Origin of the sequence: Stenotrophomonas sp. Ste86, assembly GCF_024519465.1 — a bacterium.
In the GTDB taxonomy this organism is placed as follows: Bacteria; Pseudomonadota; Gammaproteobacteria; order Xanthomonadales; family Xanthomonadaceae; genus Stenotrophomonas.
In genome coordinates this window covers 1-21364 of record NZ_JALJRW010000008.1, presented here as the reverse complement: position 1 = coordinate 21364, position 21364 = coordinate 1, and the positions used below count along the sequence as shown (strand labels likewise).

The 21364-nt window shown below is 66.7% G+C and carries 18 protein-coding genes; 7 read left to right on the top strand and 11 right to left on the bottom strand.

Going from position 1 to position 21364, the window contains the following annotated elements; translation table 11 throughout:
- Positions 1–61: 61 nt before the first annotated feature.
- Positions 62–2821 (bottom strand): TonB-dependent receptor, encoded by a 2760-nt coding sequence (locus NR101_RS09450; protein ID WP_256776617.1) that lies wholly within the window; start codon positions 2819–2821, stop codon positions 62–64.
- A gap of 264 nt (positions 2822–3085) precedes the next feature.
- Between NR101_RS09450 and NR101_RS09445 the strand changes: the two genes are divergently transcribed.
- The 3 genes from NR101_RS09445 to NR101_RS09435 all read left to right on the top strand — a co-directional run bounded on the left by NR101_RS09445 (position 3086) and on the right by NR101_RS09435 (position 5245).
- Positions 3086–4108: a sugar kinase gene (locus NR101_RS09445; protein WP_256776616.1), complete on the top strand. Its 1023-nt coding sequence runs from the start codon at positions 3086–3088 to the stop codon at positions 4106–4108.
- Entirely contained in the window at positions 4095–4733 is a 639-nt protein-coding gene (eda, locus tag NR101_RS09440; RefSeq protein WP_256776615.1) for a bifunctional 4-hydroxy-2-oxoglutarate aldolase/2-dehydro-3-deoxy-phosphogluconate aldolase, read from the top strand. Before NR101_RS09445 ends, eda begins: the two co-directional genes overlap by 14 nt.
- 125 nt (positions 4734–4858) lie before the next feature.
- A complete protein-coding gene (locus tag NR101_RS09435; RefSeq protein WP_256776614.1) occupies positions 4859–5245 on the top strand; it encodes a hypothetical protein in 387 nt (128 codons plus the stop codon).
- Positions 5246–5322: 77 nt separating this feature from the next.
- Here NR101_RS09435 and ligD read toward each other — a convergent pair whose 3' ends face one another.
- The 3 genes from ligD to NR101_RS09420 form a co-directional block, all read right to left on the bottom strand.
- Positions 5323–7878, bottom strand: coding sequence for a DNA ligase D (gene ligD, locus NR101_RS09430; RefSeq protein WP_256776613.1), 2556 nt, complete (start codon positions 7876–7878; stop codon positions 5323–5325).
- A gap of 6 nt (positions 7879–7884) precedes the next feature.
- The gene (locus NR101_RS09425; protein ID WP_256776612.1) at positions 7885–8817 is read right to left on the bottom strand and encodes a Ku protein; all 933 of its coding nucleotides are present in this window, start codon (positions 8815–8817) and stop codon (positions 7885–7887) included.
- 93 nt (positions 8818–8910) lie between these two features.
- Positions 8911–9309 (bottom strand): hypothetical protein, encoded by a 399-nt coding sequence (locus tag NR101_RS09420; RefSeq protein WP_256776611.1) that lies wholly within the window; start codon positions 9307–9309, stop codon positions 8911–8913.
- Between the two features lie 143 nt (positions 9310–9452).
- On the opposite strand from NR101_RS09420, the gene NR101_RS09415 reads away from it, so the two are divergent.
- Positions 9453–9791 (top strand): hypothetical protein, encoded by a 339-nt coding sequence (locus tag NR101_RS09415; RefSeq protein WP_256776655.1) that lies wholly within the window; start codon positions 9453–9455, stop codon positions 9789–9791.
- A gap of 47 nt (positions 9792–9838) precedes the next feature.
- Here NR101_RS09415 and NR101_RS09410 read toward each other — a convergent pair whose 3' ends face one another.
- Positions 9839–11953: a TonB-dependent receptor gene (locus NR101_RS09410; RefSeq protein WP_256777731.1), complete on the bottom strand. Its 2115-nt coding sequence runs from the start codon at positions 11951–11953 to the stop codon at positions 9839–9841.
- 175 nt (positions 11954–12128) lie between these two features.
- Here NR101_RS09410 and NR101_RS09405 point away from each other — a divergent pair, with 175 nt between their 5' ends.
- The 3 genes from NR101_RS09405 to NR101_RS09395 all read left to right on the top strand — a co-directional run bounded on the left by NR101_RS09405 (position 12129) and on the right by NR101_RS09395 (position 15463).
- Entirely contained in the window at positions 12129–13331 is a 1203-nt protein-coding gene (locus NR101_RS09405) for an amino acid aminotransferase (protein ID WP_256776609.1), read from the top strand.
- Positions 13332–13611: 280 nt separating this feature from the next.
- Complete coding sequence (locus NR101_RS09400) at positions 13612–14628, top strand: class 1 fructose-bisphosphatase (protein ID WP_256776607.1); 1017 nt, start codon at positions 13612–13614, stop codon at positions 14626–14628.
- 124 nt (positions 14629–14752) lie between these two features.
- Positions 14753–15463, top strand: a complete 711-nt coding sequence (locus tag NR101_RS09395; protein WP_256776605.1) for a 2OG-Fe(II) oxygenase — start codon at positions 14753–14755, stop codon at positions 15461–15463.
- Positions 15464–15587: 124 nt separating this feature from the next.
- On the opposite strand, the gene NR101_RS09390 is transcribed toward NR101_RS09395, so the two are convergent.
- The 6 genes from NR101_RS09390 to NR101_RS09365 all read right to left on the bottom strand — a co-directional run bounded on the left by NR101_RS09390 (position 15588) and on the right by NR101_RS09365 (position 21243).
- Positions 15588–15878: a hypothetical protein gene (locus NR101_RS09390; RefSeq protein WP_256777730.1), complete on the bottom strand. Its 291-nt coding sequence runs from the start codon at positions 15876–15878 to the stop codon at positions 15588–15590.
- Positions 15879–15995: 117 nt separating this feature from the next.
- Complete coding sequence (locus NR101_RS09385; RefSeq protein ID WP_256776603.1) at positions 15996–17087, bottom strand: PA0069 family radical SAM protein; 1092 nt, start codon at positions 17085–17087, stop codon at positions 15996–15998.
- 281 nt (positions 17088–17368) lie between these two features.
- The gene (locus NR101_RS09380; protein WP_256776602.1) at positions 17369–18112 is read right to left on the bottom strand and encodes a pyridoxine 5'-phosphate synthase; all 744 of its coding nucleotides are present in this window, start codon (positions 18110–18112) and stop codon (positions 17369–17371) included.
- A 4-nt stretch (positions 18113–18116) separates the two neighbouring features.
- Positions 18117–18374, bottom strand: a complete 258-nt coding sequence (locus tag NR101_RS09375) for a hypothetical protein (protein ID WP_256776601.1) — start codon at positions 18372–18374, stop codon at positions 18117–18119.
- A 64-nt stretch (positions 18375–18438) separates the two neighbouring features.
- Positions 18439–19899: a cardiolipin synthase gene (cls, locus tag NR101_RS09370; protein ID WP_256776600.1), complete on the bottom strand. Its 1461-nt coding sequence runs from the start codon at positions 19897–19899 to the stop codon at positions 18439–18441.
- A gap of 109 nt (positions 19900–20008) precedes the next feature.
- Positions 20009–21243 (bottom strand): IS3 family transposase gene (locus tag NR101_RS09365; protein ID WP_256776599.1). Its coding sequence is split into 2 segments (ribosomal slippage): positions 20009–20892 and positions 20892–21243, totalling 1236 coding nucleotides; the frame shifts between segments, so codons are not numbered across the junction.
- Positions 21244–21364 lie beyond the last annotated feature (121 nt).

The following is a 21364-nucleotide window of genomic DNA, read 5'->3' as shown; positions in this document are numbered from 1 at the left end:
CAACATCTTGCGACGCAACAGCGGCGGCGCGATCGCTCGCGCCGCCGCCGTCTGGTGTGGATCAGAACTTGTAACGCACGCCGAGCATGAACTGACGTCCGGTCTCGGTGTACTGCAGCGGCAGCTGGCCGGTGGACGGCGAGTAGACCCACTCGTCGCTGGCTTCGTTGGTCAGGTTCATGCCTTCCAGGCTCAGCTCCAGCTTCTCGTTGATCGCATAGCGGATCGACGCATCGATGAAGGTGGTGCCGGTCATGCCGTGATAGCCATCGAGGTTGAAGCCGGCTTCGGTACCGGTGACCTGGGTCAGGTAATCATCGCGGTTGGTCGCCGAGACGCGGCCGGAGAACACCTTGCCTTCGTAGAACAGCGTGGCATTCCACGAGTTGCGCGACAGGCCGGTCAGGTCGGCCTTCAGCACCGGCTGGCCGCTGGAATTGATGTACTGGATCTGCGAGTCCACCCAGGTGTAATTGAGCTGCACGCCCAGGTTGGACCACTTGCCCGGCAGGAAGGTGAACGGCTGGGTGTAGTTGACCTCCACGCCCTTGAGTTCACCGCCCGGGGTGTTCACCGGCTTGGTGTAGGTGAAGTCGCTGTCCGGGCTGGCGCCGGTCCCGATCAGCAGCGCGTCGGGCAGACCGCTGAAGCTGTACGGGTGGGTCTCGCGCGTGGTCTGGATGAAGGTCTCGATGTCCTTGTAGAACAGGCCGACACCGGCCATGGCGCCTTCGGCGAAGTACCACTCGAAGCCCAGGTCCACGTTGGTGGCGCGGATCGGGTCCAGGTCCGGGTTGCCGGTGGCGATGGTGCGCGCCGCGCCTGCGACGGCCACGGTGGAACCGGGGGTCAGGTTGCCCAGGCCCGGACGGCTCATCACCTTGGCCGCACCCAGGCGGATCAGGAAGTCCGGGGTGATTTCGGCCACCAGGTTGAACGAGGGCAGGGTGTCGTCGTAAGTGCGCTCGGCGGTGGTGGAGACCGTGGTGGTGGTCAACGTGGACAGACCCGTGGCGGTCTGCTTGGTGCGCACATAGCGCACGCCGAAATTGCCCGAGAACGGGATGCTGCCCAGTTCGGTGGAGAACTCGCCCATCAGGTAGCCGCCGCGATCCTCTTCGTCCACGCTGCGCACGTTGTTGGCGCGCGGGGCGACGGCGAAGATGCCGCTGTTGCTGTAGATGTCGAACTGGTCGGCGATCGCATCGAGGTTGGGCACCACCCAGTTGTTGGGGTTGCCGGTGATGCCCTTCAGGCCTTCCTGCTGGGTCATGTCCACCGGCACGATCTTGCTGCCGTTGGGGAAGTTGGGCACGGCCAGCTCGCTGGCGCGGCGCATCTCGACCGTCTTGAAGGTGTAGTTCTTGGCCAGGATGCCGCCCTTCAGGCGGAAGCTGGGGCTGATGTTCCAGTTGAAGTCAATCTGGCCGGTGTCGAAGTCATTGTCCACGTACTGCGGACGCAGGCGGATTTCGGCCAGTTCCCAGCCGGCCGGGTTGGTCGGGTCGATGCCGTAGTTCAGCGTCGGGAACCGGCTGTTGCCCCGGTAGTCGTAGCTGTAATTGTCGACGTCGTACTTGTCCATGATGATCGTGGTCTGGATCGGGTTCTCGTGCTTGGAGCGCGAGATGCCGACCTTGCCGGACAAGGTGAAGTCATCGCCGAAACGGTGCTGGCCGTTCAACGCGACCTGCTTGAACTCGGTGCTCCACTCGTCATGGCGGTTTTCGGTGCGGATGTCGACGTTGTCGAACTCACCGTAGACCAGCGCGTTGTTCTCGATCGCGCCGTTCTTGACGATCATCGCCGGCTTGCCGACCAGGCGCGGGTTGGTGCTGGTGCCGCGGCTGAAGGAAATCGCCTCGATGTAGTGCTCGTCGCGCTTGGCGTCGATCTTGGAATACAGGGTGTCCAGCGAGATTTCGGTCGCGTCGGTGGGCTTCCACTGCAGGGTGCCGGTCACGCCCAGGCGCTTCTGCTCGTGTTCCATCTGTACGTAGCGCGGGAAGCGCGGGTGGTACACGGCGGCGCTGCGGGCAGCGGCGAACGGCGAGGCCGCGTTGAAGTTGTTGTTGCTCGGGCCGTTGGCCCAGCGCCCGGTGTTGGAGCCTTCTTCCAGCGCCTGGCGCTCGGAATAGGCCACCGACAACAGCGCACCGAAGGTGCCATCGGCGAAGGTGTTGGAGATCAGTGCGGCCACGCGCGGATCGGCCTTTTCAGCCATGGCGTTGTAGCTGGCCTGGCCGCTGGCGGCAAACGTGAAGCCGTCGTAGTCGAACGGGCGCGCGGTGCGCAGGTCGACCGTGGCACCCAGCGAGCCCTCTTCCACGTCGGCCGAGGCGGTCTTGCGCACCAGCAGCTGTGAGAACAGGTCCGAGGCGAACACATTGAAGTCGAAGCCGCGGCCGCGGTTGGTGCCGCCGCTCTGGTCGCCGGCGCCGACGGTGGTCAGCGCTTCCATGCCGTTGATGCGCACCCGGGTGAAATCCGGGCCGAGGCCGCGCACGGAGATGTTGCGGCCTTCGCCGGCTTCACGGGTGATGACCACGCCCGGAATGCGCTGCAGCGATTCGGCCAGGTTGAGATCCGGGAACTTGCCGATGTCTTCGGCGACAATCGCATCGACCACGCCGGCTTCGCCGCGCTTGATGTCCAAGGCCTTTTCGACGCTGGCGCGGTAGCCGGTGACGGTCACGGTGTCCAGGTCGGTGGCCGTGCCGGTGGGCGTTTCCTGAGCCAGCGCGGTACCACTCAGCGCCAGGCAGATCGACAGGGCAAGCAAGGTAACCGGTGTCTTTTTCTGGATGTTTCGAGAATGCATGTTTTCCCTCTCCCAAGGTGCTACATGAAACAGCAATCCGGCGACATGTCAGTGCAATGACACCGCTGGTCAGGGCGGACGTTAACAGCCCGTTCCAGAAGGAGCATCTTGCAGCGCAACAGATTTTCGATGTCCCCTGGAGGCTTGCGGGACAAAGCTTTCGACATTTCCCAGGGTGGACGGCAGGCGCCGCAAGGCTAGAATGACACCGCTAGCCATTCTTCCTGGGCGACGTTCCACCGGCCCTCGCTTTCACAAGGATCCATGATCATGAGTCGCGTCGTCTGTTTTGGGGAGTTGTTGCTGCGCATGAGCGCACCGGGCCGCGAGCTGCTGCTGCAGAGTGCGCAGCTGGCGGTGCATCCGGGGGGCGCCGAAGCCAATGTCGGGGTGTCGTTGGCCCATCTGGGACATACGGTGGCGATGGTCAGCACGCTGCCGGCCAATCCGCTGGGCCAGTTCGTCGCCGGCGAGCTGCGCCGGCACGGCGTGGACACCGGCCATGTGCAGGTACGGCCGGGGCGCATGGGCCTGTACTTCCTCACCACCGGTGCGGTGCAGCGCGCCAGCGAAGTGGTCTACGACCGCGCCGATTCGGCGTTTGCCAGCAGCAGTGCCGCCGATTACGACTGGGACACGCTGCTGGCCAACGCCGACTGGCTGCACGTGTCCGGGGTCAGCCCGGCGCTCAATCCGGCGATGGCCGAGGCCACGCTGGTGGCGGCGCGCGCCGCCTGCGCGCGTGGGGTGAAGGTGTCTTTCGACGGCAATTTTCGTCCGTCGCTGTGGGCGCGCTGGCAGGGCGATGCGGCCGGGATCCTGCGCGAGCTGTTCGCCTGCGCCGACGTGCTGTTCGCCGACTACCGCGATATCGGCGTGGTACTCGGCGGGGAGTTCCCGCAGGCGCAGTTGGCCGAGCGCGTGGATGCGGCCGCCGCGCAGGCGTTCGCCGCGTTTCCGCGGCTGCAGTGGATGGCCTGCACCCAGCGCACCCCGCACAGCGTGGACAACCATGCGCTGGGGGCGATGCTGCTCGGTCGCGATGGGACCCGCGCGGTGGCGCCGACCCGCGACATGCTCGGCATCGTGGATCGCATCGGCGGCGGCGACGCCTTCGCTGCCGGCATCCTGCATGGCATGATGCGCGGCTTCGCGCCGGATGCGATCGTGCGCTTCGGCCTGGCTGCTGGCTGCCTGAAGCACTCGATCCCCGGCGATTTCAACCCTGTCAGCGAGGCTGACATCATGGCCCTCACGGGCGAGGAGCGATTCGATGTCCGGCGCTGATCCACGCGTACGCGCAGTCCTGAAGCTGGCCCCCGTGATTCCGGTGTTCACCCCGGAGAACGTCGACGACGCGGTCGAGGTGGCGCGCGCATTGTTCAACGGCGGCCTGCCGGTGATCGAAGTGACCTTGCGCACGCCGGTGGCGATGGACGCGATCAAGGCGATGGTCGAGGCCGTGCCCGATGCCGTGGTGGGTGCTGGCACCGTACTGAGTGCCGCGCAGATGGAACAGGTCAAGCAGGTGGGCGGACGTTTCGCGGTATCGCCGGGCGCCACCGCGCGCCTGTATGCGGCCGCGCACGATACCGACCTGCCGTTCCTGCCCGGCGTGGCGACGTCGTCCGAGCTGGTGCTCGGCCTGGAACACGGGCTGGATACCTTCAAGTTCTTCCCGGCGGTGCAGGCCGGCGGCGCGGCAATGCTGTCGGCGTGGAACGGGCCATTCGGCGACGTGCGCTTCTGCCCGACCGGTGGGATCACCGCGCAGACCGCGCGCGATTTCCTGCACCTGCCCAACGTGCTGTGCGTGGGCGGTTCCTGGCTGACCACGCGTGCGCTGCTGCAGGCGCGCGACTGGGCCGGGATCGAGCAGCTGGCCCGCGATTCGGCCGCGCTGGTCGGCTGACACCGGGCGCAGGCTCGGTGCCGGTGCGCGGCTTGGCCCAGAGGGCGTCGTTGAGGCCGACCGGCAGGGTCTGAGGCATGGCGTGCGTCCATAATGGGCGCACGTTCGTCGTCTCCGGAATCCCCATGTCCCCGCTGTCGCTTGCCAAGACCGTCGTGCTCTCCATCCTGTGCGTGGTCGTGGCAGTGTTCGTACTGGGCATGGTCAGCGGCGCCGCCGGCTGGATCGCACCGTGGATCGGGCTGGGCGAAGGCGGGCAGGCGCGGCTGGCGTGGGACCTGGCCTGGACGATCCTTGGCGGCGTGGCCGCCACGGCCTTCGCGGCGCGCTACGCGCCAAACGCGCCCTACGTGCACGGCGGGGTGGTCTGGGCGGTGATCGCCGCCGCGTCGGTCTATGCTGCCTGGGACCTGGGCAGCGATTTCCCGTTCTGGTTCGTCACCGTGCTGCTCATCGCGCTGCCGTTCCAGGCGGCCGGTATCTGGCTGGGCGCGCGCTACCGGCCGCGTTGACGGGAGCGTGCGACGAGGCGCGGCGGCATGCAGTGCGGGCCGGGCGGGCCGCGCAATGGCGATGAAGCGCCCCTGCGTCACGCGCCCGGCAGCACCTGCTTCACCGCATCGATTCCGTCCCACGGATCCTGCTTCAACCGCTGCGCCCGCTGCAGCGCCTTGGCCAACGGGAACGCGTCGGCAGCGGTCACCCGGCCCAGTTCTTCCCAGCGCAACGGCACTGCCACGCCCGCACCCGGGCGCGCCCGCAGCGACCAGGAGCACACACTGGTGGCACCGCGTGCGTTGCGCAGCCAGTCGATGAAGATCACGCCGGTACGCTTGGCCTTGCTCATGGTGGCCACGTAGCGCTCCGGCGCGTGCTCGGCCATGGCCTGCGCGAACGCCTCGCAGAAGTCCTTGGCCTGCGCCCAGTCGGCCCTGGGCTGCAGCGGCACCACCACATGCACGCCCTTGCCACCGGACAGCCGCACAAAGCTCTGCAGCCCGGTCTCCAGCAACCGGTCGCGCACATCGCGCGCGGCGGTCTTGACCTGCGCCCAGCTGACGCCCTCGCCGGGATCCAGATCAAACACCAGCCGGTCCGGGTGCTCGGGATCGGCCACCGTGGCACCCCACGGGTGCAGCTCGAGCGTGTTCATCTGCACCAGCTGCAGCAGGCCCGTTACGTCCTCGATGTAGAGGTAGTCTTCGCGCCCGCTCTTCTGTTCCAGCGGAATGGCCCCTACGGCCTCGCCCAAGCCCGTGCCATGGTGCTTCTGGAAGAAGCACGGCTTGTCCACGCCATCCGGACAACGCAGCAGCGACAGCGGCCGCCGGGCAACTTCGGGCAGCACCCAGCGCGCCATCTGCCGGTAGTAGTCGGCCACCTCGCCCTTGGTGATCTTCGCCTTGGCGAACACCACGCGTTCGGGGTGACTGATGTTCACGTCGCCAGCGTTTTCGGCGACAGCGCGCGTTTTGGCCGCAGCGCCTGCCTTCGTCGTGATCTTGCTGGCGGTGGTCTTTTTTTCCTTGGCTGGCACCTTCGCCGCACCGCCCAGATCCTTCGCGGCCTTGTCCTCGCGCAGCCGCTTGAAACTGGCTTGGCGCAGCAACCCTTCCTTGGCCCAGCCGCGGAAAGCAACCTCGGCCACCACCACCGGTTTCACCCAGTGCACGCTGCGCGCCGGGAAGGGCACATGCGCGGGCAGGGCGACCACCGCGTCTTTCACCGCCAGCGCGCTGAGCTGGCGGGTCAGCGCACGCAGCAACGCATCGTCGAAACCGGTGCCGACACGGCCCACATAGCGCAGGCCGCCCTTGTCCGGGGTGGCCATCAACAGCGATCCGAAGCCGGTGCGCGATCCCTTGGGTTCGGTGTAGCCGACGATCAGGAATTCATCGGTATTTTCATGCTTGATCTTGATCCAGGTCGGCGATCGCGTGTTGACGTAGACCGCATCCACCCGCTTGCTGATGATGCCCTCGTAGCCCGCATCGCCACTGGCGGCGAACACCTGCGGACCATGATCGAGCACGTGCTCGCTGTAGGCCACGGTGCCCGGCGCGGGGCCGATCAGGTCCTTGAGCAGCGCCTTGCGGGCCAGCAAGGGCGCGCGGCTGATGTCGACGCCGGCAATACCGGGCATGTCGAACACCACGTAGCGCAAGGGTTGTCTGGCCGTGCCATCAATCACCTTCTGCAACGCGGTGAAGTCGCTGCGGCCCTGCGCGTCCAGTACCACCAGCTCGCCATCCAGTCGCAGGTCGCGCACCGGCAGCGCGGCAATCGCCTGTACCACTTCGGGGAAGTCATCGGTCCAGTTCAGTCCACCGCGCGAGCGCAAAGACACCACACCGTCGCTGACCTCGGCCAGCAGACGGTAGCCGTCCCATTTGATCTCGTGCAACCAGCCATCGCCCTCCGGTGCGGTGGCACGGTGGTCGGTCAACTGTGGTTTGAAGCTCTGCGGATAAGGCGTGTCGCGTGCCTCCGGCAGCGCCAGCGCGCGCTTGTGCCAACGTGCGTCGGCCTTGCGTGCCGCCGGCGCCTTGGCGACCGTCTTCACTGCCTTGCCGGTGCCGGTGCGGGTTGTCGAGGCAGCAGTACGCTTGCCAGTCGTACGCCGAGCAGGCGCTGTATCGAGCATGTCATCGGCCTCCGCATCGCGTGCATCGTCATCGTCGCGCTTGATCAGCAGCCACTGGTGCTGCTTGCCTTTCATCGCGGTACGCACCAGCTTCCAGCCGCCCTTGAGCCGCTCGCCGTGCAGGACGAAGTCGAGCTTGCCGGCGGCGATCGCCTCGAGCGGATCGCCGTCGCACGCCCAGGTGCCGTGGTCGTACACATCCACATGTCCGGCGCCGTAATGGCCGCTAGGGATATCGCCTTCAAACGTCGCATAGGACAGCGGATGGTCTTCCACTTCCACCGCCAGGCGCTTCTCGCCCACGCGCAGCGACGGCCCCTTCGGCACCGCCCAGCTCTTGAGTACGCCATCGGCTTCCAGACGGAAATCGTAGTGACGGGAACTGGCGTGATGCAGCTGCACCACGAAGATCGGGCGTCGCGCCGGTGCACCGGTGCGCTCGGCATCGGGTTCGGGGGTGCCATCAAAGCGGCGTTTGCGGCGGTATTCCTGCAGTGACATCAGCGCTTACCCGGCCTTGCGCGTGGTGCTGCGCGTGGCGGTCTTCTTGGTCGCCTTCGTGGCTTTTTTGGCGGGTTTGGCTTTCTTCGCCGCCGACTTCTTCGGCGCCGCCGTCACGGCCGTCTTCTTCGGCGGCGTGCGCTTCTTCGCATCCAGGCTCTTCTGCAGCAGCGACATGAAGTCCACCACGTTGGTGGCATCGTCCTCGCGCGGCGCGGGTTCATCCTCCACCTTGGTGGTGCCCCCCTTGGACTTGATCCGCTTGGTCAGCAGCGTCTGCAGACGCTCGCGGAACTCGTCGTGGTAGTCATCCGGCTTCCACTCACCGGACATCGAATCGATCAGTTGTTCGGCCATGGCCGTTTCCTTGCTGCTGATGCGGTACTCGGCCAGGCTGCCGGCGGGCAGCTTGTAGTCTTCCGGATCGACCAGTTCCTGCGGGTAGCGCAGGATCATCAGCACCAACCCGTCGCCGTGCGGCATCACCGCGCACAGGTACTCGCGGGTCCGCACTACCACCCGCGCAATGCCGACCTTGCCGGTCTTGCGCAGGGTTTCGCGCAGGAGAACGTAGCCCTTCTCGGCCTTCTTGGCCGGTACCAGCAGGTAGGGCTTCTCGTAGTAACGCGGGTCGATGGTGGAGGCGTCGACGAAGGTCTCCACCTCCACCGCCTCATGGCTTTCCGGCGCGGCCGAGCGGATGTCGTCCTCTTCCAGCACCACGTAGCTGCCCTTGTCGTACTCGTAGGCCTTGACGATGTCTTTCCACGGCACTTCTTCGCCGGTATCGGCGTTGACCCGCTCGAAGCGGATCGGCTTGCGATCGCGCGAGTCGAGCATGCGGAACTGCAGGTCCACCTTGCGTTCGCCGGACATCAGCGACACCGGGACATTGAGCAACCCAAAGGACAAGGTTCCGGTCCAGATCGGTCGGGCCATGGCGGTGCTGCTCCAGCGTGGAAGAGAACGGCAAGCTGTACCCCCGCCCACGTGAAACGCCCGTGTCCGCCTCGTGCAGGCGCCCTTTACGCGTTACTGCAGCAACCCGTGCACGGCGGTCGGCGGCATGTGGTCCAGTGCCAGCCAAGCGTCCTCGACGATGCTGCGCGCCTGCGCCCAGCCCAGCCGCGACTGCCCGCGCATCTGCTCCCAGTGCTCGGCCAGCTCACCGGCGGTGTCTTCATCGTTGCCGCGTGGCCAATCGGCGTAATGGGTGGTCAGCGCGAAGGCATAGGCCGGGTACAGGTCGCGCCAACTGCGGTGGCCATGGCCGCGCCGCCGTTCGTAGTCGCTGCGCATGTACTGCAGGTAGTCCTGTGCGACCGCCTGGGCTTCCTCGGTGCGCTCGCGACGCACGCGGCGCGTGGTCCGGGGCGGCTGCGGGTAGGCGCTGAACAACGCGGGGGCGGCACGACGGTCCAGGCGGGGCATGACACGACTCCGGCGGTACTGGGGCAGGCAGGAATAGTCCCGCCCCCGTTAGCCAGCCGTGACAGATCCGTTCAGTGCTGCGGATTCGCAGCGACTTCACCGCCATCGCGCTGTAGTAGTGCTCCCGTTCCGGAGTTATTTCCATGCCACGCGATCCCCTGCGCGAAGCCAGCACCCCGGTGCCTGGCGAACAACACGCCAAACATGACAACCAGGATGCCGAAGACCGCGGCGCCGGCATGCCCGCGCCGCCCGAGCCGGACCATCTGCCGGTGGCGGTGGCCCCGGTAGCCCCCTCGCGCGACCGCAAGGACCTCACCCCCGGCAGCGAAGGTCCGGCCGGTCACCATCGCCGCGAAGACGAGCACCAGCGCCTGCAGCGCAAGCAGCACGCCAGCGACAACCAGGACCAGGCACTGGAAGAAACCTTCCCGGCCAGCGATCCGACCTCGCCGTTCGTCCCGGCCAAGGTGCCGAAGTAGGTGCCAACCGTCGGTTGGGACGGTTCAAACGGGCGCCTGAATGATCCTTACGGCGCCCACTGCCACTGCAGGCCCACGCTGACCCGGCGATCCGGGCCCGGCTCGAAATAACGCTGATTGCCGTCGTTGACGATCACCGAGCCGATGTAGCGCTGGTCCAGCACGTTGTCCAGGCGCGCGAAGGCCCGCAACGTGCCCTGGGCCAGCTGCCAGCGGCGCGCCGCCTCGAGGTTCAACAGTGCGTAGCCGGCCGCTTTGTCGGTGGCCAGGTCATTGACCACCGTGTCGCCGGAGGCCACCACCTCGGCCGCCCACTGCCACGCGCCCGGGCGGTACTGCAGGCGCGCGTTCCACTGGTGCTCCGGCACGCCGGGCAGCCTCGAACCGGCAACGACGGTCGCACCGGACAGCACGTAGGGGTCGCGCACGGTCGCTTCCAGGTAGGTGTATGCCAGCGCGAGTTCCATCTGCGCGCCCAGCGGCTGCACGTAGCTTGCCTCCAGGCCCTGGCGGCGGGTGCGGCCGATGTTGCGGTAGGTGGCACGGCCACCGGTGTTGCTGGCCACCGCCAGTTCGTCATCGGTGTCGGCGCGGAACAGCGCCGCCTCCAGCCTTGCCCCGGTCTGCGCGTGCCATTTGCTGCCTACTTCCAGGTTACGGCTGCGGGCCGCCGACAGGTCCAGCGCCAGCCCGGCCTGGCCATCGGCGCGGTAGCCCAGCTCGTTGAAGGTGGGGGTCTCGAAGCCGCGCCCGGCCGAGGCGTACAACCGCCAGGCATCGGTCGCGCGAAACACTATTCCGGCCACCGGCGTGGTGGCGTCGTAGCGGCGCGAGCCGCTGTCGTCGGGGTTGGTGGCGGTGATGAAGTGGTCGTTGGAGCGGAACCGTACCGTGCTGTGGCGCACGCCGAGCAGCAGCGACCAGCGCGGTGACCACTGCCACCAGGCTTGGGCAAACTGGTCCACGTTCTCGACACGGTCGGCCTGGTTGCGCCGCAGCCGGCCCTTGATGCCGACCTGATCGCCGACGAAATTCTCGTAACCCCGGCGATCCTGCGCCTGACGGTCGGCATTGGCGCCGATCACCAGATCCAGGGGTCGCCCGGCCCAGTCACCGTGCCAGCTCCAGCGCGCGTCCCCCCCGCCGTAGTCGCCGTCCAGGTCGATCACCCCGCCGGCATGCAGTGGGTTGGCCTGCGGCGTCGGCGGAATCGCCAGGTACTGCTCCACGCTGCGCTGCCCGGCATAGCCCATGGCCCGCCACGTGTGCGCCCCATAGGTACGGGTGAACACCAGCCCGGCTTGGGCCTGGCGAACGGATTTGCGCGTGTTGTACTGCTCGGCCACCGCCGTGGCCTGGCGCGGATCGGCATTGACCTGCGCGCGGCTCAGCCCGAGGGGATCCTGCGCATCGGGCGAGTCGAAGTAGTTCAGCACCAGATCAAGCTGGCCACCGCCCACGTCGGTCCCCAACCGCGCATTGACCGACTCGCGGCGCGCGGCGCTGTGCTCGCGCCAGCCATCGGTGCGGAAGTGGTTGGCGGCCACGTTGTAGCGGATCGGCCCCTGCTGGCCGCGCAGCTGCGCGCCGGCGCTGAGCGTGTTGTCGCTGCCGGTATCCAGTCGCAACCGCCAGGGATCGCCCGGCGCACCCTCGGCACTCCACACCTGCACCACGCCGCCGGAGGAATTGCCGTACAGCGCCGAGAACGGCCCGCGCAGCACGTCCACGCGCTGGGCTGAGAGCAGGCTCGCATGCGAGAGCTGGCCCTGGCCGTCGGGCATGGTCGCCGGCACGCCATCGACCAGCACCCGCACCCCGCGCACCCCGAAGGTCGAGCGCGCGCCAAAGCCGCGGATCGACAGCTGGGTGTCCTGTGCGTAGTTCTGGCGGTCGCGGGCGACCACGCCGGGGATGCCGCCCAGCGCCTCGGATACCTGCGCCAGGGCGCCGTTGGCCTCGTCGTCCAGCCACACCGTGCTGATCGAGGCCGGCAGGTCGGCATCGTCCACCTGTTGCACCCGCGCGGCCTGCACCTGAACCGTGGGCAGCCGCGCTACCTCGGGGGACTGATCGGGCGTGGATGCGGCCTGTGCCGGGTTCGGCAGCAACACTGCCGAAAGCAGCGCGCAGGACGGGACAAACGGGGATAAGCGGAACATGCGATCTGGGGTCCTCGGCGATGTGGGGCGCCGCACGCCATGGTACGGAAGCCAACGTGACGGTGGCCGCCGCGCCCTCGGCGTGGCTTTGTTACGATGGCCCGGTTGTGGCCGGACCGGCCGCACCGCGCGTCGCGACATCCTCCCCCCTTCCGTCATCCGAATGAGTACCGCCGTGTCCTTCTTTGCAAATGTGGAACTGGTCCCAGGCGACCCGATCCTGGGCCTGACCGAGGCATACAACGCCGACAGCCGCTCGACCAAGGTCAACCTGGGTGTGGGCATCTACTACGACGAGAGCGGCCGCATTCCGCTGCTTCGCGCCGTCAAGCAGATCGAACAGCAGTTGGCCAACGAAGCCAAACCGCGCGGCTACCTGCCGATCGACGGGCTGCCGGCCTACAACCAGGCCACCCGCGAACTGGTGTTCGGCAAGGATTCGCCGCTGCTGGCCGCCGGCCGCGTCGCCACCTCGCAGACCATCGGCGGCAGCGGCGCGCTGCGCGTGGGCGCGGACCTGCTGCACCGGCTGCTGCCGCACGCCACCATCGCCATCAGCAACCCGAGCTGGGAAAACCACCGCGCCGTATTCGGCGCCGCCGGTTTCGAGGTCGTCGAATACAGCTACTTCGACCCGGCCACCCACGGCGTGGACTTCGAGGCGATGCTCGCCGACCTGGGCAAGCTGCAGCCGGGCACGGTGGTGCTGCTGCACGCGTGCTGCCACAACCCGACCGGTGCCGACCTCACCGTCGCGCAGTGGAAGCAGGTGGCCGAACTGCTGAAGGACCGCCAGCTGTTCCCATTCATCGACATGGCCTACCAGGGCTTCGACAAGGGCATCAGCGAAGACGGCGCTGCGGTGCGCATCATCGCCGAGGCCGGCATCGACAGCTTCGTGGTCGCCAACTCGTACTCCAAGTCGTTCTCGCTGTATGGCGAGCGCATCGGCGCGCTGTCGGTGGTGGCCCCGGACGCGAATGCGGCCAAGGCCGTGCAGTCGCAGGTCAAGCGCATCATCCGCACCATCTACTCCAGCCCGTCCAACCACGGCGCGGCGCTGGTGGCCGGCGTGCTCAACAGCGTGGAACTGCGCCAGGTATGGGAAGCGGAACTGACCGAGATGCGCGAGCGCATCCACGCCCTGCGTCATGGCCTGGTGGACAAGCTGGTCGCCGCCGGCGCGCCGGAGTTCGCCTTCATCAACGACCAGGCCGGCATGTTCTCCTACTCCGGCCTGACCCGCCCGCAGGTGGACCGCCTGCGCGACGAGTTCGGCATCTACGCCGTCGGCACCGGCCGCATCTGCGTGGCCGCGCTCAACCAGGGCAACCTGGAATACGTGGCCAAGGCCGTGTCGACCGTCGCCAAGGGCTGACGCACGCGACAGTGCAATGAAGAACGGCCGCCTTGTGCGGCCGTTCTGCTGTTGGCGGCGTACCCATCGCGCTGCCGACGTCCTTCCTGTTGCCGCGGTGCCACCAGACCCCGGTAGAGCCGAGCCATGCTCGGCTGCTCGCCCCGCCGGAGACTGCGCCAAAGGCAGCCGAGCATCGCTCGGCTCTACCGGGTCTGGTGCGGTGTCCCCCGCCTGCCTCGTAATGCCATGGACGACCGGCGACAATATGGCCCCCAAACGTCTTTGGCAGCCACAGTCCATGTCCCGTTCGTCGCTTACCCGGTACCTGATCGAAGAGCAGCACGCAGGCCGCATCAATGCCGACCTGCGCCAGCTGATCGCCGTCGTCGCACGCGCCTGCACCAGCATCTCCATCGCCGTCAGCAAGGGTGCACTCGGTGGCGTGCTCGGCGAAGCCGGCACCGGCAACGTACAGGGCGAGGCCCAGAAGAAACTCGACGTCATCAGCAACGAGATCCTGCTCGAAGCGAACGCCTGGGGCGGTCACCTCGCCGCCTGCGCCTCGGAAGAAATGGACCACTGCCAGCCGGTCCCGGACACCTACCCGCGCGGCGATTTCCTGCTGCTGTTCGATCCCCTCGACGGCAGCTCCAACATCGACGTCAACGTGTCCGTCGGCACCATCTTCTCCGTGCTGCGTTGCCCGCCCGGCACCGAACAGCCCAACGACGACAGCTTCCTGCAACCCGGCACCAGCCAGGTCGCTGCCGGCTACTGCATCTACGGCCCCAGCACGCAGATGGTGCTCACCGTCGGCCACGGGACCCATGCCTTCACCCTGGACCGCGAGAAGGGCGAGTTCGTCCTGACCACCGCGGACATGCAGATCCCGGCCGAGACCCAGGAATTTGCGATCAACATGTCCAACCAGCGCCATTGGGAAACCCCGATGCAGGGCTACGTGCAGGACCTGCTGGCCGGCAAGGAAGGCGCGCGCGGCAAGAACTTCAACATGCGCTGGATCGCCAGCATGGTCGCCGACGTGCATCGCATCCTCACCCGCGGTGGCATCTTCATCTACCCGTGGGACCAGAAGGATCCGACCAAGGCCGGCAAGCTGCGCCTGATGTACGAAGCCAACCCGATGGGCCTGCTGGTCGAACAGGCGGGCGGCGCGGCCACCACCGGGCGCGAGCGCATCCTCGACATCCAGCCCGACCACCTGCACCAGCGCGTGCCGGTGTTCCTCGGCTCGCGCAATGAAGTGGCCGAAGCCACCCGCTACCACCGCGCGCACGACGACGCGCAGGGCTGAGGGCGCAGCACGGGGCCGGTGCGATACCGGTCCCGTTTTCGGCAGGGAAATGCCTACATGGCAACGGCGTGACATCGGCCAGCGCAGCGGTCACCATCGGGGTCAGATGCCCACGGATGACCCCATGACGGCCCACGCTCCGCCCGACTTCATCGAAGTAATCCACAACGCCATCCCCGCCGGGATGTGTGCCGCCATCCAGGCCAGGATGCGAACCAGTGCGCAGTTGCGGCCCGGTGAAGTAGGCAGCGGTGTGTTCCCGGAACTCAAGCACAGCAAGGATCTCCGCATCAGCGGCGATGCCGCGTGGCGCGATGTGGACATGCAGTTGCAGCAGGCGGTGTTTCGCGGCGTGATGAGTTATCTACGCCGTTATCCACAGGCACTGATCTCGCCGTTGATGTTGCAGATCCAGGACAGCGACGGTAGCCCACGTCGATTGGCCGCCGATGATTTCGTAGGCATGGACGATGCAACGCTGTCCGACCTGGCCCGCACCTGCCTGCGTCCCGGTGCCATCAATCTGCAATGGTATGCCGCAGGCGAGGGCGGTTATCCCTATTGGCATTGCGAACTGTACCCGCGCGATCCCGCCGCCGAGACCCTGCATCGCCACCTGCTGTGGACGCTCTACCTCAACGATGATTTCGAGCAGGGCGAAACCGAGTTCCTGTTCCAGGACCGCAAGATCGCCCCACGCACCGGCAGCCTGCTGATCGCGCCGACCGCGTTTACCCACACCCACCGCGGCAATCGTCCGCACGGCGGCGACAAGTTCATCGCCACCAGCTGGGTGCTGTTCCAGAACGCGCAGAAGCTGTTCGGCGGGAACTGAAGGCGGCGGCGGGCCATATCCAGCTGCTTGAACCGCGCCACGCACCCATTGGATAGACGACGCACGCCCCGGTAGTGCCGGCCGCTGGCCGGCTCCTGCCACACCTGGCTGAAGCCGGCCAACCTCAACGCGAGAATGTAATCGCCACGACAACGGCAACCGCAACCAACACCGGCACCATCGCCATTACGGCGATACGTCCACTCTTGGCCATCTTCTTCTCATACGTCAGCAGCGCATCGGCATCCAGATAGCTGAGTGCATCCCCGCTATCCTTGATGATGCCCTGCGCACGCAGCTGATCGAGCGTGGCCTGCAACGCAGGTTCCAACGCATCACGCGCGATCGCGCGCTCGGGCGAGAGCGCCTTGTGCGCGTTGAAGTGGGCCAGCACCCTGCGGCGCTGCTCGTTCATTACGACGAGGATCGTCGCGTTGGCCGCCGTGGTAACTGCCGCAACATTCACCCGCTTTCCCTACGTGCCTTCGGTGCTTCCGATAGTGGTCGGCATCGGGCCCATCGTCCAGTGGGGTCAGAACAGGCTGCCCTGCGGGGAATCCACCCGCGGCGGCAACGGTCGCAAAAATTTGTCGCAATCCAGCTTCGGCCAATGGCTGTTCTGCGCGTCGAATCCGAGCCGCTTGCGCGCCAGCTTGAAGCGGCTCGACAGCAGGTCGGCGTACACACCTTCGCCGCGCATGCGACTGCCGAATTCGCTGTTGTAGTCCTTGCCACCGCGCAGCTGGTTGATGGTGCTCATCACGTGCGTGGCGCGGTCCGGATGGTGGGTGTCCAGCCAGTCGCGGAACAGCGGCGCCACTTCCAGCGGCAGGCGCAGCAGCACGTAGCCGGCGGTGGATGCACCAGCATCGCGTGCGGCTTCCAGCACCGCTTCCAGCTCGGCATCGTTGATCCAGGGAATCACCGGCGCCACCATCACCCCGACCGGGATGCCGGCGTCATGCAGGCGGCGCATCGCGCGCAGGCGGGCGTGTGGTGCCGAGGCACGCGGTTCCAGTTTTGCCGACAGGTGCGGGTCCAGGGAGGTCACCGAGAAGTGCACGCTGACCAGGTTCTGCTCGGCAAGGGGCGCGAGCAGGTCGATGTCACGCTCGACCAATGCGTTCTTGGTGATCAGCGAGAACGGATGCCGGGTTTCCAGCATCACCTCGATCAGCTGGCGGGTCAGTTTGAGCTTGCGCTCTATCGGCTGGTAGGCATCGGTGTTGATGCCCAGCGCGATCGGCTGCGGCACGTAGCCCGGGCGCGAGAATTCCTTGCGCAGCAGCTGCGGCGCGTTGGTCTTGGCGAACAGCTTGGTCTCGAAGTCCAGGCCGGGCGACAGATTGAGGTAGGCATGGGAGGGGCGCGCGAAGCAGTACGAGCAGCCGTGTTCGCAGCCCCGGTACGGATTGACCGACTGACTGAAGCCCACGTCCGGCGACTTGTTGCGGCTGATGATGCTGCGCGCGGTCTCGGCACGCACTTCGGTACGCAGCCGCGGCGCGGCGAACTCCTCGCTCTCCTCGGCGTCCCAACCGTCGTACACGACTTCGCTGACGGTGGCCTCGAAACGGCCCGCCAGATGCGTGGTGGAACCTCGGCCTTTGATCGCGATACCCATGGTCAAAGGCTATCGCCGGGCGATCTCAGGGGTTGAGACGTACGGCCGATGCTTCCGGGAACAGTGGTTTGGACGGCGGGGAGCGGGGTGTTCATGGCAGGCGGGCCGCAGAGGTTAATCTTTGGTTAGCAGTATTACTAACCACAACCCCACTATATCCCGAAAGTCCCGCTACGACGGGCCTCTGGCGGTACAGGTACGAATTCGTCCCCAAACTTGTCCACAGGCCACACGGGCAGGACATCGTCGGTCATGGCGCCAGTCAACGGTCGGTGAGCGCCTTACAGTAACGCCAGATATCCCTTCACCGTGGCGTCCAGCCCGGCATACAAGGCCTCACTGATCAGCGCATGGCCGATCGAGACTTCCAGCACGTCCGGCACGGCCTGCAGGAAGTCGCGTAGGTTGTCCTGCGACAGGTCATGGCCGGCGTTCACGCCCAGCCCGGCGGCCTGGGCACGACGCGCGGCATCGGCGAACAGGGCCAGCATCGCGCTGGCGTCACCGGCGGCATGTGCTTCGGCATAGGGGCCGGTATAGAGCTCGACGCGATGGGCGCCGATCGCCGCGGCCTGGGCGATATCCGGGTTGCCGGCATCGACGAACAGGCTGACGCGGCAACCGTAGGACCGGAGCTCGGCGATCAGCGGGCGCAGCCGCTCCCCGTCGCGGGCGAAGTCGAACCCGTGGTCGGAGGTGAGCTGGCCGTCGCCGTCTGGCACCAGGGTGGCCTGGGCAGGCCGGGTCTGCGCGCACAGCGGCAGCAGGCCGGGGTAGCCCTCGCGTGGCGGCGCGAACGGGTTGCCTTCGATGTTGAACTCGACGCCACGCCGGGCGGTGAGCGACGACAGCGCGACAACGTCTTCGGCATGGATGTGCCGGCGGTCCGGGCGCGGATGCACGGTGATGCCGTGCGCGCCCGCGTCCAGGCAGGCCGTCGCGGCCTGCAGCACATCCGGGTCGGTGCCGCCGCGCGAATTGCGCAGCACGGCGATCTTGTTGACGTTGACGCTGAGCTGGGTCATGGCACTACGGGGTGTCGGTATCTTCGGTGGCGGCCTGGCGGCGGGCCTGGCCCAGTTCGCGCAGCCGGCGCAGTTCGGCGGGATCGATCACGCTGGAGATGTCGCGCTGCAGGTTGCCGAAACGCGCGACGTACAGCCCGCGCACCCAGACCAGCAGGAACACCAGCGTCCCCAGCAGGGACAGCAGCATCACCCCATCGTGGGGCGTCTTCAGCGCCAGCGCGAATGCGCCCAGCGCCAGCAGCAGGAACAGCCAATGCATCGTCATTCTCCCCGTTGACCGGGCAAGTGTAGCGCCGCCGGCCGCTGCGGTTCCACGTGGCCGGTCACAACAGCGGCGAGGCCAGCCGGGCGAACGCCTCGGGCACCCGGTGCCGCCACAGCGAGCGCTTGCGGTCGTTCTGCACGCGCACGGCGGCGTCGAACTCGGCGGCCAGAATGCGCTCCAGCGCGGCCACGCGATCGGCATCGACGAACATCATCGACAGCTCGAAGTTGAGCCGGAAGCTGCGGTGGTCGAAGTTGGCACTGCCGACGATGCACACGTCCTGGTCGGCGATGAAGGCCTTGGTGTGCAGCATGCGCGGGCCGTATTCGTAGATCTTCACCCCGGCCAGCAGCAGTTCGTCGAAGTAGGACCGCGCGGCCTGGGTGACGAACCAGGAATCGCTCATCTTGGGCACCAGCAGGCGCACGTCCAACCCGCCGAGCGCGGCCGAGGTGAGCGCCATGCGGGCCGCTTCGCCGGGGACGAAGTAGGGGGTCACCAGCCAGACCCGCTCACGCGCCTCGTGGATGGCCGCCACCTGCAGCCGGTGGATGGTTTCCCAGGCCGAGTCCGGCCCGGACACCAGCACCTGCGCGTCGATGCGCCCGTCCTGGCGGCTGGGCATGTCATGCGGCCAGAGCTGGGCGATGTTGAAGCGTGCCGGCTCCTGCCCGGTGGCATAGATCCAGTCCTCCACGAAGACCAACTGCAGGCTGCGCACCACGTGCCCGACCACGCGCATGTGCAGGTCGCGATAGGCGTCGGGACGACGGCTTTCGTCCTCCTCGTCGGTGATGTTGATGCCGCCGGTGAAGGCCATGCGGCCGTCGATCACCACCAGCTTGCGGTGGGTGCGCATGTTCAACCACGGCCGCTTGAACGGCTTGAGCAGCTGCCGCGGATGGAACCAGGCCACCTCGCCGCCGGCGTCCAGCAGCGGCTGCAGGAAGCGCTTGCGGATGCCCGAGGAACCCACTGCGTCCAGCAGCAGGCGCACGCGCACGCCGGCCTGGGCGCGCTCGACCAGCGCGTCGCGCAACGCGATACCGGCGTGGTCCGGGTTGAAGATGTAGTACTCCACGTGCAGGTGGTCCTGGGCAGTCGCCACCGCCGCCAGCAATGTGCGGTAAGTCGCCGCACCGTCGACCAGCCACTCCACCTCGGTGGCCGAGCTGGGCGCCAGCCCGGTAGTGGCCTGGGCGATCTTGGACAGCTCGGTGCAGTCCGCATCGGGCGGGCACACGCTGCTGTAGTGCTCCATGCCCGAGCGCGCGCGACCGCGACGCAGGCGCTGCCGCTTCACTTTCTGCGGGCCCAGCAGGTAATAGATGAACAACCCCAGGTAGGGCAGGGCGGCCATCGACAGGATCCAGCTAAGCGTGGCTACCGGCTCGCGCTTCTGCAGCATGATCCAGCCGGTCAGCCAGAGCAGGTAGAGGATGTAGGCCGCCACCAGCAACGGACGAAGGTGCGGGACGGCGTCGAGCCAGGCCGCGAGGGCAGGGTAGGTGGCGAGCATGCGCGGATGATAGCGGGCCGCGCGCGTCCCGTGGGCGCGCGGCGTTGGCCAGTGGCGGGTGACCCGTCCTGCCATAGGTTGACACCTATGGCGGATGTAGCGGCCGCCATCAGGCGGCCAAGGACGCCCGATGGACTGCATCGGGCGTCTGCATTTTAAGGGACAGGTGCGGTCGCTCGGCGTTATAGATCGCCACCGACTCGGCCACCATCTGCCGTGCCTGCGCCAGGTCCCGAGGGCGATGCAGCAGGAATTCGCCTTTCAAGATCCCATTTACCCGTTCTGCCAGCGCATTCTGGTAGCAATCGTAGCCGTCGGTCATCGAGCAGGTCACACCGTGCGTGGTGTGGATCTTCTGGTAATAATCCGAGCAGTATTGGATGCCTCGGTCGGAATGGTGGACCAGACGTTGGCGCGTTTTTCGTCCTTTCAGCGCCATCTGCAACGCCTGAGCGACCTGCTCTGTCTGCAACGTGTCATGCACGCTCCAGCCAACGATCTTGCGTGACCACGCATCGGTAATCAGGCTCAAGTACACGAACTTTCCCTGCGTCGGCAGATAGGTAATGTCGGCTACCCAAACCTGTTCGCTACCGGTAGGCACCACGCGCCCCTCGCCAGCCTTGAGCAGGTTGGGGTGCCGTCGGAAGCGGTGATGGCTGTCGGTGGTCTTGTGATATGCCCGCCGCATCGGAACCAGGAGCCGAGCATCACGAAGAACGCCAAACAGGCGGTCCCGCCCCATGGCGATCCCTGATGCCTGCAGTGCCGGCCTGATCAGACCGTGCAGCTTGCGAGTGCCGATGCGTGGCTGACGCGCCCGATAGCCACCCACTAAAGCGATCGCCCGCGCGCGCTCGGCCAACTGCCGTTGCTGGCGATAGCCACCTTGGTAGTACGCCTGCCGACTGATGCCGAAATGTCGGCAAGCCCTTGCCACGCTTACGCCTTGGAGGCGCCCTTGCGTGAGGACTTGCCGGAAGGCTTTTTTACGATGCGTACCCCGTAGTCCTCTTTGAGAACATCGACGATGGCTTCGAAAAGCTGCGCTTTCTCGTTGGCTTCCCGCAGTTGCACCTGCAAAGCCTTGATCTGCTGTTCCGGCGTCAGCGGCTTGGCCGCCGCGCTTTTGGGTGAAGTGGTCATGGGGGCAGATGATGCACCACCTGACCAGTCCTGCCGACCATGGCGGCGAAGCCAGCCAAGCACAGTGCTCCGTCCTTGGATCCCGTATCGCTCCTGGGCCTTTTTGTAGGTCAGTTCCCCGCGCTCGACCTGGTCGACCACCGACAATTTGAAGGCCAGCGAGTAATCCCGCTGGCTGCGCCTGAGTGTTGAATCCATTGAACATTCCTCTTCCTGTGGGAAAAGGTGTCAACCCAATTCAGGACGGGTCAGGGGCAAAAAAAAGGTTCTTCTCCCATCTGAGGGGAGAAGGCGCACGGCCGGCCAGCTAGATTGTGGT

What these genes read in the sequence shown, in the direction of transcription:
- NR101_RS09450 (WP_256776617.1), bottom strand. Translation starts at nt 2,821, where the DNA reads ATGCATTCTCGAAACATCCAGAAAAAGACACCGGTTACCTTGCTTGCC.
- NR101_RS09445 (WP_256776616.1), top strand. Translation starts at nt 3,086, where the DNA reads ATGATCATGAGTCGCGTCGTCTGTTTTGGGGAGTTGTTGCTGCGCATG.
- eda (WP_256776615.1), top strand. Translation starts at nt 4,095, where the DNA reads ATGTCCGGCGCTGATCCACGCGTACGCGCAGTCCTGAAGCTGGCCCCC.
- NR101_RS09435 (WP_256776614.1), top strand. Translation starts at nt 4,859, where the DNA reads ATGTCCCCGCTGTCGCTTGCCAAGACCGTCGTGCTCTCCATCCTGTGC.
- ligD (WP_256776613.1), bottom strand. Translation starts at nt 7,878, where the DNA reads ATGTCACTGCAGGAATACCGCCGCAAACGCCGCTTTGATGGCACCCCC.
- NR101_RS09425 (WP_256776612.1), bottom strand. Translation starts at nt 8,817, where the DNA reads ATGGCCCGACCGATCTGGACCGGAACCTTGTCCTTTGGGTTGCTCAAT.
- NR101_RS09420 (WP_256776611.1), bottom strand. Translation starts at nt 9,309, where the DNA reads ATGCCCCGCCTGGACCGTCGTGCCGCCCCCGCGTTGTTCAGCGCCTAC.
- NR101_RS09415 (WP_256776655.1), top strand. Translation starts at nt 9,453, where the DNA reads ATGCCACGCGATCCCCTGCGCGAAGCCAGCACCCCGGTGCCTGGCGAA.
- NR101_RS09410 (WP_256777731.1), bottom strand. Translation starts at nt 11,953, where the DNA reads ATGTTCCGCTTATCCCCGTTTGTCCCGTCCTGCGCGCTGCTTTCGGCA.
- NR101_RS09400 (WP_256776607.1), top strand. Translation starts at nt 13,612, where the DNA reads ATGTCCCGTTCGTCGCTTACCCGGTACCTGATCGAAGAGCAGCACGCA.
- NR101_RS09395 (WP_256776605.1), top strand. Translation starts at nt 14,753, where the DNA reads ATGACGGCCCACGCTCCGCCCGACTTCATCGAAGTAATCCACAACGCC.
- NR101_RS09390 (WP_256777730.1), bottom strand. Translation starts at nt 15,878, where the DNA reads ATGAACGAGCAGCGCCGCAGGGTGCTGGCCCACTTCAACGCGCACAAG.
- NR101_RS09385 (WP_256776603.1), bottom strand. Translation starts at nt 17,087, where the DNA reads ATGGGTATCGCGATCAAAGGCCGAGGTTCCACCACGCATCTGGCGGGC.
- NR101_RS09380 (WP_256776602.1), bottom strand. Translation starts at nt 18,112, where the DNA reads ATGACCCAGCTCAGCGTCAACGTCAACAAGATCGCCGTGCTGCGCAAT.
- NR101_RS09375 (WP_256776601.1), bottom strand. Translation starts at nt 18,374, where the DNA reads ATGCATTGGCTGTTCCTGCTGCTGGCGCTGGGCGCATTCGCGCTGGCG.
- cls (WP_256776600.1), bottom strand. Translation starts at nt 19,899, where the DNA reads ATGCTCGCCACCTACCCTGCCCTCGCGGCCTGGCTCGACGCCGTCCCG.